Below are 12,523 nucleotides of genomic sequence, written 5' to 3'. Positions count from 1 at the left end.
ATCGGCGCCAATTTACAGCTCTTTTGCGACGTCGCCGCCGCGGGCCCTGAGATAGCGTTTCAGCGCGGCCAATGAGTCCGGGCAATAAGGCTTTTCGTCGATTTCCCGAAGCACTTCGTCGATTGGCAGAAAACGCGCCTCAAGCACCTCCTCCGGTTGCAGGACCAACGGACCGTCCCACACCGCCGAAAACGCTGAGCACCAGAGCCGGTTGCCGGTGTCTTCGAAGAAAAAATGGTCATGGGCGGTCAATTCCACACCGCTCACGCCAAGCTCTTCTTCCAGCTCGCGGGCCGCCGACTCGGCATAACTTTCGTCGGCCAGCACCATACCACCCGCCGCGACGTCCCAATATCCGGGATAAATCGCTTTGCTCAGGGTTCGACGGTGCACGCAAAGCTCACCGGCGGAATTGAACAGCATGATGTAGGTGCCCCGCCCGATCAGCCCGCGCTCGCGCAGATCGGCACGCACCAAGGCTCCGAGCGGGTTGTCCTGCTCGTCGACCCAGGCGATCTGTTCAGCATCCGAAGCTGCCCGGTGGGCAGCCTCCTTGGCACTATCGACCATGACTCAGCCCTGATTCAGCAGTTGACGCAAATCGATCACCGCCGCATTGGCGCGGGAGATGTAGTTGGCCATGACCAGCGAGTGGTTGGCCAGCACACCGAAGCCGCTGCCATTGAGGATCATCGGGCTCCATACCGGTTCCTGCGAAGCTTCCAGTTCACGGATGATCTGGCGCACGCTGACCGTGGCGTTCTTCTTCGCCAGCACATCGGCGAAATCGACCTCGATAGCGCGCAGCAAGTGCGACAGGGCCCAGGCCTGACCACGGGCTTCATAGAATACGTTGTCGATCTGCATCCACGGGGTTTCGACGATTTCTTCGTCAACCTGCGGCGCCACACCCGGTGCCACGACTTCGGTTTTCAACGCCGTGTTGAGCTTGACTCGGCCGACGCTGGCCGACAGGCGTTGCGACAGCGACCCCAGGCGAGTCCCGACATCACCCAGCCAGTTGTTCAGGTTGTCGGCACGGGCATAGAACAGGGCCGTCTTCTGGTTCGGATCAGACAGGCGCGCCTGATAGCGACTCAGGGAATTGATGCCTTCCTGATACTCGGACTCACTGGACGGCAACACCCAGCTCTTATTGTCGAAGTTGAAACGCGGCTCGGCCTTGGCCAGATCGGCGTCTTCAGTGGACTGCGATTGCGAACGGGCGAAGTCCTTGCGCATCGCACGACTCAGATCACGCACCTGGACCAGCACGCCATATTCCCAGCTCGGCATGTTGTCCATCCACAGGCCCGGCGGGAAACGGTCGTTGGAAATGTAGCCGCCTGGCTTGTTCAGCAATGTACCGGCGACGGTCTTGAGGGTTTCGACCGTGGTATAGCCGACCACCATCTGCTTGCCTTCTTTCTCGGCCGCCATTTGGGCATTCTGCTGCACCGGAAACAGCGATGGCTCCTGGCTCCAGTACCAGCCCAGAATGCTCGTTACCACCAGGTAGATCACTAGCAGTGTGAGCAGCGCCCGACTGAACAACAGGCCGCCCAGATAACTGCGGGTAGCCGACTTCGGTTCAGCGGCACGTTCAGGCGCGCTACCGGCGCGGTTCTTCCAGTCCAGCATGGCGATATCCTTTCAATCACTTGGGTTCATCGGTTCGACCACAACCATACAACAACGTGCCTTGGCCCGGCACCCGCCGTTGGGTTGATGCTGAAAATTAGTCGCCTCGTTCGCGAAAAAACCCGGGGTTGCCGGCGGCTGACTATCAGGGCCGGTATTGATCGGTTGTTTTTTGCGACGACGGCTCAGGGCCTGACAGAAAGCTTGTAGGGGATTCCCCTACCTCCGAAAAACGAAAATCGTCGTCAATCCGTCCCGTCAAAACGCCGCGAATCGTTGCCGGGCAAGGCTGGAAAACCACCAGAATCGGCACCCTGCCAAACCAGAAAAACCCTGAAAGCCCCGATCTAAAAGGCCCTCCAAAGAACAGCCATTCAATTAAAGACCGAACAGTCACAAACTGAATGAAGGTGCTTTACAGATTATTGACTTACAACACTCATACAATCGAAAAGAGGTGCTAGCATAGAGCCACCAGTCGACCCTCAGCGTGCACCCTAACTAGTAGTCAGGATATGACCGAGCCAGAAGACCCCAGCCGCGAGCGCCTCAAGCATCACTTTGCCCAGCGGGTAATTCATCAAGCACGTCAGATTCTTGAGATATGGCAGCGCCTGCAGCGCAGCGAGTGGTCGACCAATGACCTGTCGGAACTGAGCGAGGCCAATCTGCGCCTGCTGCGTTTCGCCGAACGTTTCGAGCAACCGGAACACACGCAACTGGCCCGCCATATCAGCCAGTCGCTGGAAGCTGTCGACGCCAATCGCGGACGACTGAGCAGCGGCCTGATCACCGACCTCAATCGCTTGATGCAACGCTTGTCGCGTACCGGCCTACGTCATGGCGATCAGCTCGACCAAACCTTCCTGCCGCCCCTGCGCAAGCCGATCTACGTGATGCTGCAAGATCATGACCGTGCCGAACGTCTGGCCAAACAGCTTGAGTTCTTTGGCCTCAGCGCCCAGTCCCTGGACAGCGTGGCGGCGTTTCGTTCCTCAATGGTTGAGCGCCTGCCAGCGGCGATTGTCATGGACGTGGATTTCAGCGGCCCCGGCATCGGCCTGAAACTGGCCGCCGAAGCCCAGGAAGGCCTCGATCATCGTTTGCCGCTGTTGTTCTTCAGCCTGCACGAAACCGACACCCCGACCCGCCTCGCCGCAGTGCGAGCCGGTGGCCAGGAGTTTCTCACCGGTACCCTCGAAGCCTCGAGCCTGCTGGAGAAAATCGAAGTCCTGACCTGCGTCGCCCAGTACGAACCTTATAAAGTGCTGATCATCGACGACTCCCGCGCCCAGGCGCTGCACACCGAACGCCTCCTTAATAGCGCAGGGATCGTCACCCGGACCTTGATCGAGCCGATCCAGGCCATGGCCGAGCTGGCGGACTTTCAACCGGACCTGATCATCCTCGACATGTACATGCCGGCGTGCACCGGTACGGAACTGGCCAAGGTGATTCGCCACAACGACCGTTACGTCAGCGTGCCAATCATTTACCTGTCGGCCGAAGACGATCTGGACAAGCAACTCGACGCCATGAGCGAAGGGGGCGACGACTTCCTGACCAAGCCGATCAAGCCCCGGCACCTGATCACCACCGTGCGCAACCGCGCGGCACGGGCACGCAACCTCAAGGCACGGATGGTCCGCGACAGCCTCACCGGGTTGTACAACCACACCCACATTCTGCAATTGCTCGAAGACTGCTCGTTCCGCGCCCGCCGCGAGAACAAGCCGCTGAGCTTTGCGATGCTCGACATCGACCACTTCAAACGGGTCAATGACAGCCACGGCCATCCCATGGGCGACCGCGTGATCAAGAGCCTGGCCCTGTTTCTCAAGCAACGACTGCGCAAGACCGACTTTATCGGCCGTTACGGCGGCGAAGAGTTCGCCATCGTCATGCCCGACACAGACCTTGAGGCGGCCTACCGGGTACTCGATGAAATACGTCAGCGGTTTGCCGAAATTCATTACCCCGCTCAACCCCACGATCTTTGGTGCACCTTCAGTGCCGGGGTGGTCGAGTTGTGTGAACACTCGGACAGCCTGTTGATGGCCAGCCAGGCGGACGAGGCGCTCTATCGGGCCAAAGACGCCGGGCGCAATCGCGTACAGGCGGCCAGGACGTCAAAGCAAAGTGCCACTTTTTCATCGCAAATCACTCCATCAGTCATAACCCTGTAACAGAAACGCAATAAATTCAGGCGCTTATCAATCTGCCGTTGGTAGACACGATGCGCCTTAAGCTGCTGACCAATCTCAATACCCTTCTTTTAGTTGCCGTCTGCGTAGCCCTTGGCGCGACACTCTGGTGGTCGCAAAAGGCCCTCGAACGCCCCTATCTGTTGATGGAGCGATACCTCGGCCTGTCCCAGCGGTTTCAAAATGAAGTCGCGCGCAACGTCGAAGACTATCTCGCCAGCGGCGATGCCCTGCGCTTGAGCAGCGCCAGCCAGGCGATCGATGGTTTACAGAACGAACTCGGCGAATTGCCGCCGGCCCTGGCCGAAACCTTGCGCCCCAGCCTGTCGACCCTGGACGAATTCAGCAAAACCGACCTGCTCGCCGCCGGCAAACTCGCGGGAGACCCGCAAGCCCTGTTGCTGCAAGCCGAACGGGAACTCGGCGCCAGCCTTGACCAACTCAGCCAGTACGCCAGTGGCAACGCGGCTTACCTGACACCATTGCTCGCCGCCGCCCAGCACCTGGGCAAACTTTCCCTGGCTCGCGACAAACTGGTCAGCAGCGGCCGCAGCGAACTGGCTGCCGATGTCGAGCGCGAAGTCGCCAACATCCGTGCACAGGCTGAGCAGCTGGATGCCCTGCTACTGCTGGGCGTGGCCGTCAGCGCTGAATCGAATACGGATGATTTCGCCGCCATGATGGGGCTGGAAAACACTGAAAAAGCCGTTGCGGAAGATGCCGGCGTCGGCCTCAAGCGTGAACTGAACAGCCTCCTCACCCGCTACCCGGCGGAACTGGCGCGCACCCGCGAGCAGATCCAGAAACGCGCCGACCTCAGTGCCGCGACCCACCTGAAAATCACCGCCGTACAGCAAGCGATCGCCGGTCTTGAGCCCGTGGTACGCGCCCAACACGGACAGATCCAGAGCGAAGTGCGATTGATGCAAGGCGTGATGATCGGCCTGATTTTGCTGATCGCCCTGCTCATCGACACCCTGCAACGCAAGCTGGCCCGAACCCTGACCAACCTCGCTCCGGCCCTGTCCACCTGGGCCGAAGGCGATTTCAGTCGCGACATTCAATTGGGCAAAACCAACCGCGAACTGCAAGACATCGAAGCCTCGCTCAATCGCCTGCGCGCCTATCTGGTGGATCTGGTGGGCACCATCCGCCTCAACGCCGAGCAGGTCGCCGGCAGCAGCCGAACCCTGGCAGAGTTGAGCAATGACCTGCACAGCGGCGCCGAACATCAGGCCGGTGACACGGCCATGATCCGTGATTCGCTCAGCGAACTGGAAGCGACCATTCAACAAGTGGCCGGCGATGCCAGTCAGGCTGCCGATGCCAGCCGCCACGCTGGCCAGGCCGTCGCGCACGGGCAGCAAGTCATCGGCCTGAGCCTCACCGGCCTGCATGCGCTGGTGGGTGAAGTGCAAGGCAATGCGCAGATGATCGAACACTTGGCCGAGGAGTCGGCCACCATCGGCGGTGTGTTGACCGTGATCCGTTCGATTGCCGACCAGACCAACCTGTTGGCCCTGAACGCGGCCATCGAAGCCGCTCGCGCGGGGGAAATGGGGCGCGGCTTTGCCGTAGTGGCCGAAGAAGTGCGCTCCCTGGCACAACGCACCGCCGGCGCCACGGGAGAAATCCAGACCCTGATCGCCGGCCTGCAAACTGCCGCGCGGCAATCGGTCGAAGGCATGCGCGCCCAGGTCGAACACGCCGAAGCCACCGCCAACCAGGCCCAGGCGGCCGACGGTGCGCTGGATAAAATCGTCGGAGCGATCCAGACCATTTCCGAGACAGCCGTGCGCATTGCCGATGTCACCGCCCAGCAGAGTGGCGCTGTCAGCGAGATCCGCGATCACAGCGAGCGGATTCACCAACTGGGTGGGGATAACTTGCTGCGCATTGGCGAAGGGCGAGAGCAAGGGGAAAACCTGCTGGTGTTGGGCGGGCAACTGCATACGGCCGTTCAGGCGTTCCGCGTCTGACGAATTGCTATCGCGGGCAAGCCCGCTCCCACTGGATTCTTGGCAGTACACAATGTTTGTGTTCACTGAAGATCACTGTGGGAGCGGGCTTGCCCGCGATGGCGTCAGTTCACTCACCACACTTCCGTGGCTCTGCACACCGAACGACTGTCCGCTATCATGCCCCCAATTCCGATACGCGAGATTGTCATGCGCCGTTTGCTCTGCCTGCTGCTTTTAGTGCTCGCCCTGCCGGCCACCGCCACCGGGCTGCTGGAGAGTCGGCCCAGTTCGACGCTGGGTTCGATCAACAACAGCGCCGATTTCCTGCCGGTGCGCGAAGCCTTCCAGCTCAGCCTGGTGGAAAGCACGCCGCAATCGATCAAGCTGCGCTTCGTGGCCACCGAAGGTTATTACCTCTACCGCCACCGCTTTCAGTTTCGCGCCGACCCAGCCGATATCGTCCTCGGCACTGCACGACTGCCGGACGGGCAAAAGAAGCATGACGAGTACTTTGGCGACGTCGAGGTCTACCACGGCATTCTCGACGTGGAACTGCCGCGCACTGATCAACGCGCCTTTACCCTGGCCGTGACCTATCAGGGCTGTGCCGATAAAGGCCTGTGCTACCCACCCGAGACCGAGCGCCTGAACATCAATGGCAACGGCGCAACGACAGCCCGTGACTGGGGCTGGCGTGAACTGGCGCTGTTCTTTCTCGCGGGCCTGGGCCTGACCTTTACGCCCTGCGTACTGCCCATGCTGCCGATTCTTTCCGGTGTGGTGTTGCGCGGCCAGGTCGGTGGCTGGCGCGGGTTCAATCTGTCGTTGGCCTATGTACTGCCGATGGCCACCTGCTTCGCCCTCCTCGGGGCCTTGATGGGATTGTTTGGCGCGCAGCTCAACTTGCAGGCACGCCTGCAATCAGCCTGGGTGCTGGTGCCGTTCGCGATGTTTTTCGCCGTGTTCGCCCTGGCGATGTTCGGCGTGTTCGAACTCAAGTTGCCACACGCGATCAGCAGCCGACTCGATCGCATCGCCGGACGCACCGAAGGCGGTTCGTTGTGGGGCGCCGCCGTGCTGGGCGTGGTCTCGAGCCTGCTGGTTTCACCTTGCGTCTCGGCACCTCTGGCCGGCGCGCTGCTCTACATCAGTGCCAGCGGCGATGCCTTGGGCGGAGGCCTGAAACTGTTCATGCTCGGCCTCGGCATGGGTGCACCGTTGCTGCTGGTGGCCACGGGGGGAGCCGCCTGGTTGCCGAAGAGCGGGCCGTGGCTGGTCTACGTGAAAAACGCGATTGGCGTATTACTGCTCGGGCTGGCGATCGGCCTGTTCAGCCGCGTCATGCCCGGGCAGGTCACCTTGCTGTTGATCGGCTTGCTGGCCGGTGGTGTCGGCCTTTTCATGGGCGCGCTGGAGTTCGTCTACAAACCGCCTCGAAAACGCCTGGGTCAATTGCTCGGGTTGTTTCTGCTGTTTTATGCGCTGGCCTGCTGGTATGGCGCGTTCAGCGGACAGACCGATCCGTTCAACCCGATCGGCCAGACGCGCACGGTTGCCGGCAACCCGCCAGCGCCCAACAGCAATGCATGGCAGACCGTCAGCACCCCGGCCGACCTCGACCGCGCACTGGCCGAAGCCCGCGCGTCGGGCACTGCGCTGCTGCTCGACTGGTACGCCGACTGGTGCATCAGTTGCAAAGTCATCGAACACGAAGTGCTCAACGACTCCACGGTTGTTGAACGGCTCAAGCGCTACCGGCTGATTCGCTTCGACATCACCGCCAGCAATGCCGAGCAACGCGCCCTGCTCGACCGCTACAAACTGTTCGGGCCTCCGGCACTGATGTTTTTCGGCAAGGACGGCATCGAACGTGCCGAAGTGCGGGTGATCGGCGAGATCAATGCGGCGGACTTCGCCGAACGTGTCGCCAGGGCGAATGACCAGATTTAATCAAGCGGTCATATAACTCGCGCAAACATCGGGCATCGTGCTGGCTATTGCAGAGAACTGGACAGTCACAAAGGCTTTGCGGCATAGTCGCCGGGTTCTGACAATTGCACACGGATAACAAAGGAACAGCCGATGGCGACCCTACTGGTTCTGCACGGACCCAACCTGAACTTGCTTGGCACCCGTGAACCGGGCACCTACGGCGCCACGACACTGGCGCAGATCAACCAGGACCTGGAACGCCGGGCCAGTGAAGCCGGCCACCATTTGCTGCACCTGCAAAGCAATGCCGAGTACGAATTGATCGACCGCATCCACGCCGCTCGCACTGAAGGCGTGGATTTCATTTTGATCAACCCAGCAGCTTTTACACATACAAGTGTCGCATTACGTGACGCGTTGCTGGCGGTGAGCATCCCATTCATCGAAGTGCATTTGTCTAACGTGCACAAACGCGAACCTTTCCGCCATCACTCTTACTTCTCCGACGTAGCGGTGGGAGTGATCTGCGGCCTTGGCGCCAGCGGTTATCGACTGGCCCTGGAGGCCGCCCTAGAGCAGCTTGAAAAACAGGCAACAGCTTGAACAACAAGCGTTAAACGCCCCTGACCGACCCTTGGGAGTTGATGATTCATGGATATCCGTAAAGTTAAGAAACTGATCGAATTGCTGGAAGAGTCCGGCATCGACGAGCTCGAGATCAAGGAAGGCGAAGAGTCCGTACGCATCAGCCGTCATAGCAAGACCCCGGCTCAGCAGTACTACGCACCGGCTCCAATGCATGCCCCGGCTGCCGCGCCTGTCGCTGCTGCTCCGGCTGCCGCTGCCGCCCCTGCTGCTGCGGCCGCACCAGCGCTGAACGGCACCGTTGCCCGTTCGCCGATGGTCGGCACGTTCTATCGCAAGTCTTCGCCAACCTCGCCGTCCTTCGTTGAAGTCGGCCAGACTGTGAAGAAAGGCGACACCCTGTGCATCGTTGAAGCCATGAAGATGATGAACCACATCGAAGCTGAAACCAGCGGTGTGATCGAATCCATCCTCGTCGAAGACGGCCAGCCGGTTGAGTACGACCAACCGCTGTTCACCATCGTTTGAACCGCGGAGAGCCTTTGATGACTGCGAAGTTGGAAAAAGTTCTGATCGCCAACCGCGGTGAGATCGCACTGCGGATTCTGCGCGCCTGCAAAGAGATGGGCATCAAGACCGTCGCCGTTTATTCCAAGGCTGACAAGGAACTGATGCACCTGGGCCTGGCAGACGAGTCCGTCTGCATCGGTCCTGCATCGGCCGCCCAATCTTACCTGCACATCCCGGCGATCATCGCCGCGGCCGAAGTGACCGGCGCCACCGCCATTCACCCAGGCTACGGTTTCCTCGCGGAAAACGCCGACTTCGCCGAACAGGTCGAGAAATCCGGCTTCGCCTTCATCGGCCCGAGAGCTGAAACCATCCGCCTGATGGGCGACAAGGTTTCGGCCAAGCACGCCATGATCGCCGCCGGTGTGCCTACCGTTCCGGGTTCCGACGGCCCGCTGCCGGAGGACGAAGAAACCGCCCTGCGCATCGGCCGTGAAGTCGGTTACCCGGTGATCATCAAAGCCGCTGGCGGCGGTGGTGGTCGCGGCATGCGCGTTGTGCACAAGGAAGAAGACCTGATTTCCTCGGCGAAACTGACCCGCTCCGAAGCGGGCGCAGCGTTCGGCAACCCGATGGTCTATCTGGAAAAATTCCTGACTAACCCGCGCCACGTGGAAGTCCAGGTACTTTCCGACGGACAGGGCAACGCCATCCATCTGGGCGACCGCGACTGCTCGCTGCAACGCCGCCACCAGAAAGTTCTCGAAGAAGCGCCGGCACCGGGCATCGACGAGAAGGCTCGCCAGGAAGTCTTCGCCCGCTGCGTCAAGGCGTGCATCGATATCGGCTACCGTGGCGCAGGCACCTTCGAGTTCCTGTACGAGAACGGTCGCTTCTACTTCATCGAGATGAACACTCGCGTCCAGGTAGAGCACCCGGTATCGGAAATGGTCACCGGCATCGACATCGTCAAGGAGATGCTGAGCATCGCCGCCGGCAACAAGCTGTCGTTCACCCAGGATGACGTGGTCATCCGCGGTCACGCGCTGGAATGCCGGATCAACGCCGAAGACCCGAAAACCTTCATGCCGAGCCCTGGCACGGTCAAGCATTTCCACGCCCCGGGCGGCAACGGCGTTCGCGTCGATTCGCACCTGTACAGTGGTTATGCCGTTCCGCCGAACTACGATTCGTTGATCGGCAAGCTGATCACCTACGGTGCAACCCGCGACGAAGCCATGGCGCGCATGCGCAATGCCCTGGACGAGATCGTGGTCGACGGGATCAAGACCAACATCCCGCTGCACCGCGACCTGACTCGCGATGAAGGCTTCTGCAAAGGGGGCGTGAACATTCACTACCTCGAGCACAAGCTGGCGGGCGAGAAGCACTAAGCTTCGACCTCATCAACAAGGCCGCCTTCGGGCGGCCTTGTTGTTTCCGGAGGGCCAACCCACTCCCACAAACCCCCCGCGCTCGCGTAAACTTGCGCGCTTCTCGCAGCCCGCTAGGCTGCAATCAATACTTTTCAAAGGTGCCCGCCATGCCTTGGCTGCAAGTCCGTCTCGCCATCAGCCCAGAACAAGCCGAAACCTATGAAGACGCTTTCCTTGAAGTGGGCGCCGTGTCGGTGACCTTCATGGACGCCGAAGATCAGCCGATCTTCGAGCCGGAACTCAATACCACGCCACTGTGGTCGCACACCCACCTGCTGGCCCTGTTCGAAGGCGGCACGGAAGCTGGCCCGGTACTGGCCCATCTGGAACTGCTGACCGGCAGCCCATTGCCCGAGCACCACAGCGAAGTGATCGAAGACCAGGACTGGGAACGCAGCTGGATGGACAACTTCCAGCCGATGCGTTTTGGCCAGCGCCTGTGGATCGTGCCGAGCTGGCACGCCGCCCCCGAACCTGAGGCGGTCAACCTGTTGCTGGACCCGGGCCTGGCGTTCGGCACCGGCACCCACCCCACCACCGCGCTGTGCCTGGAATGGCTCGACGGCCAGGACTTGAAAGGTTGCAATGTGCTGGACTTCGGGTGTGGCTCGGGGATTCTGGCAATCGCCGCCCTCCTGCTGGGTGCGAAGGAAGCCGTGGGCACCGACATCGACGTTCAGGCGCTGGAAGCCTCCCGCGACAACGCCGGACGCAACAATATTGCCGAAGAGCTCTTCCCGCTGTATCTGCCGGAAGATTTGCCGCAGGTTCAGGCCGACGTGCTGGTCGCCAACATTCTCGCCGGCCCGCTGGTGTCCCTGGCACCGCAGCTGTCCGGACTGGTCAAGACGGGCGGTCGCCTGGCGCTGTCGGGCATCCTTGCCGAGCAAGGCGAAGAAGTGGCCGCCGCCTATGCCAAGGACTTCGACCTGGATCCGATCGCCAATCGCGATGGCTGGGTGCGCATAACCGGCCGTCGGCGCTAGAATGAGCCTCTGCATAATCCGGATCGCCGCATGACCGACAGCTTCGTCACTCAGTGCCCGCATTGCCAAACCAGCTTCCGCGTCAGCCATGCTCAGTTGAGCGTGGCTCGCGGCGTTGTTCGCTGCGGCTCATGCCTGCAGGTGTTCAATGCCGCCAAGCAGTTGCTTGAGCAGGCCGGCAAAGAACCTGTCGCACCGGTCGTCCCGGCCATCGTCGAAGCACCGCCACCCGCAGAACCCCGCGCCATCAGCCAAAAACAATGGACGGCCGCCGAGCTGGACCTCGACAGCCTCGACCTCGACGAAGAGCTGGCCCGACTCGAGCAGCGGGAAATCCAGCCGACCACGGAGTTCACCCGGCATCGCGAAGACACGCTCAGCGCCCGTCGCGACACCGCCGAGACCGAAGAGCCCTGGTCCGACAGCCTGTTCAGCGAATCGGCTGCCGATCGTGCCCAGACCGAAGAAGAGGATTTGCCGGAACCGGAGCAGGTCCCGAACAAACCCTCGCGCACTGAACCTTCGCTGTCCCTGGAACCCGTAGAACCGGAGGACGAAGCAACACCGCCACAACTGCGCCTGCACGACCCGCTCGACACACCGGTTCATCATGAACGCCTGTCGGCCACTGCAAGCGACGAACATGACGACGACCTGCCCTCGATCGAGCCATTGCGCAAGCGCCGCGAACGCAGTGAACCCGGCGTGCGCACCGACGTGTTGCAAGACCTGACCGACGATCCGCTGCAACTGGACTGGCAACAACGTCGCTCCCCGTGGGGTCGCCGACTCTTCTGGCTACTGTTGATCGTGCTCGGCGCTGGTGCGCTCGTCGGCCAGTACGTTGCTTACCACTTCGATGAACTGGCACGTCAGGACCAATACCGTCCGTGGTTCCAGCAACTGTGCCCGCAAATCGGCTGCACAGTGCCATCCAAAGTCGACATCGCGAAAATCAAAAGCAGCAACCTGGTGGTGCGCAGTCACCCGGAATTCAACGGCGCCCTGGTGGTCGACGCGATCATCTACAACCGCGCGCCTTTCTCCCAGCCATTCCCGTTGCTGGAACTGCGCTTTGCCGACCTCAATGGCCATCTGATCGCCAGCCGTCGCTTCAAGCCCGGCGAGTACCTGAGCGGCGACCTCGAAGGCATGGCCGAAATGCCCCCGCAGACACCGATCCACATCGCACTGGACATTCTCGATCCAGGCGCCAAAGCGGTGAACTACAGCCTCAGCTTCCACTCACCGGAGTGAAACGGTTCACC

At 61.1% G+C, this 12,523-nt stretch carries 10 protein-coding genes; 8 read left to right on the top strand and 2 right to left on the bottom strand.

What is annotated here, in order from left to right:
- Positions 1–12: 12 nt before the first annotated feature.
- A complete protein-coding gene (locus ACX3YD_RS19165; RefSeq protein WP_047536994.1) occupies positions 13–570 on the bottom strand; it encodes an NUDIX hydrolase in 558 nt (185 codons plus the stop codon).
- 3 nt (positions 571–573) lie between these two features.
- Complete coding sequence (locus tag ACX3YD_RS19160; protein WP_103403261.1) at positions 574–1,641, bottom strand: DUF2333 family protein; 1,068 nt, start codon at positions 1,639–1,641, stop codon at positions 574–576.
- 515 nt (positions 1,642–2,156) lie between these two features.
- Between ACX3YD_RS19160 and gcbA the strand changes: the two genes are divergently transcribed.
- The 8 genes from gcbA to ACX3YD_RS19120 all read left to right on the top strand — a co-directional run bounded on the left by gcbA (position 2,157) and on the right by ACX3YD_RS19120 (position 12,512).
- On the top strand, positions 2,157–3,827 hold the full coding sequence (gene gcbA, locus ACX3YD_RS19155; protein ID WP_103403262.1) for a diguanylate cyclase GcbA: 1,671 nt from the start codon (positions 2,157–2,159) through the stop codon (positions 3,825–3,827).
- A 50-nt stretch (positions 3,828–3,877) separates the two neighbouring features.
- The gene (locus tag ACX3YD_RS19150; protein ID WP_458960769.1) at positions 3,878–5,824 is read left to right on the top strand and encodes a methyl-accepting chemotaxis protein; all 1,947 of its coding nucleotides are present in this window, start codon (positions 3,878–3,880) and stop codon (positions 5,822–5,824) included.
- A 189-nt stretch (positions 5,825–6,013) separates the two neighbouring features.
- A complete protein-coding gene (locus tag ACX3YD_RS19145; protein WP_458960768.1) occupies positions 6,014–7,756 on the top strand; it encodes a protein-disulfide reductase DsbD in 1,743 nt (580 codons plus the stop codon).
- Positions 7,757–7,888: 132 nt separating this feature from the next.
- Positions 7,889–8,341: a type II 3-dehydroquinate dehydratase gene (gene aroQ, locus ACX3YD_RS19140; protein ID WP_458960767.1), complete on the top strand. Its 453-nt coding sequence runs from the start codon at positions 7,889–7,891 to the stop codon at positions 8,339–8,341.
- A gap of 48 nt (positions 8,342–8,389) precedes the next feature.
- Complete coding sequence (gene accB, locus ACX3YD_RS19135) at positions 8,390–8,851, top strand: acetyl-CoA carboxylase biotin carboxyl carrier protein (protein WP_103403264.1); 462 nt, start codon at positions 8,390–8,392, stop codon at positions 8,849–8,851.
- Between the two features lie 17 nt (positions 8,852–8,868).
- The gene (accC, locus tag ACX3YD_RS19130) at positions 8,869–10,227 is read left to right on the top strand and encodes an acetyl-CoA carboxylase biotin carboxylase subunit (RefSeq protein WP_047536979.1); all 1,359 of its coding nucleotides are present in this window, start codon (positions 8,869–8,871) and stop codon (positions 10,225–10,227) included.
- Positions 10,228–10,376: 149 nt separating this feature from the next.
- Positions 10,377–11,255, top strand: a complete 879-nt coding sequence (gene prmA, locus ACX3YD_RS19125) for a 50S ribosomal protein L11 methyltransferase (RefSeq protein WP_130206410.1) — start codon at positions 10,377–10,379, stop codon at positions 11,253–11,255.
- A 30-nt stretch (positions 11,256–11,285) separates the two neighbouring features.
- Positions 11,286–12,512: a DUF3426 domain-containing protein gene (locus tag ACX3YD_RS19120; protein WP_103403266.1), complete on the top strand. Its 1,227-nt coding sequence runs from the start codon at positions 11,286–11,288 to the stop codon at positions 12,510–12,512.
- Positions 12,513–12,523: the final 11 nt, after the last annotated feature.

It is taken from the genome of Pseudomonas fluorescens group sp. PF-1 (assembly GCF_054481335.1).
The sequence above is the reverse complement of the archived record's forward strand: the minus strand, read 5'-3'. Positions and strand labels throughout refer to the sequence as shown.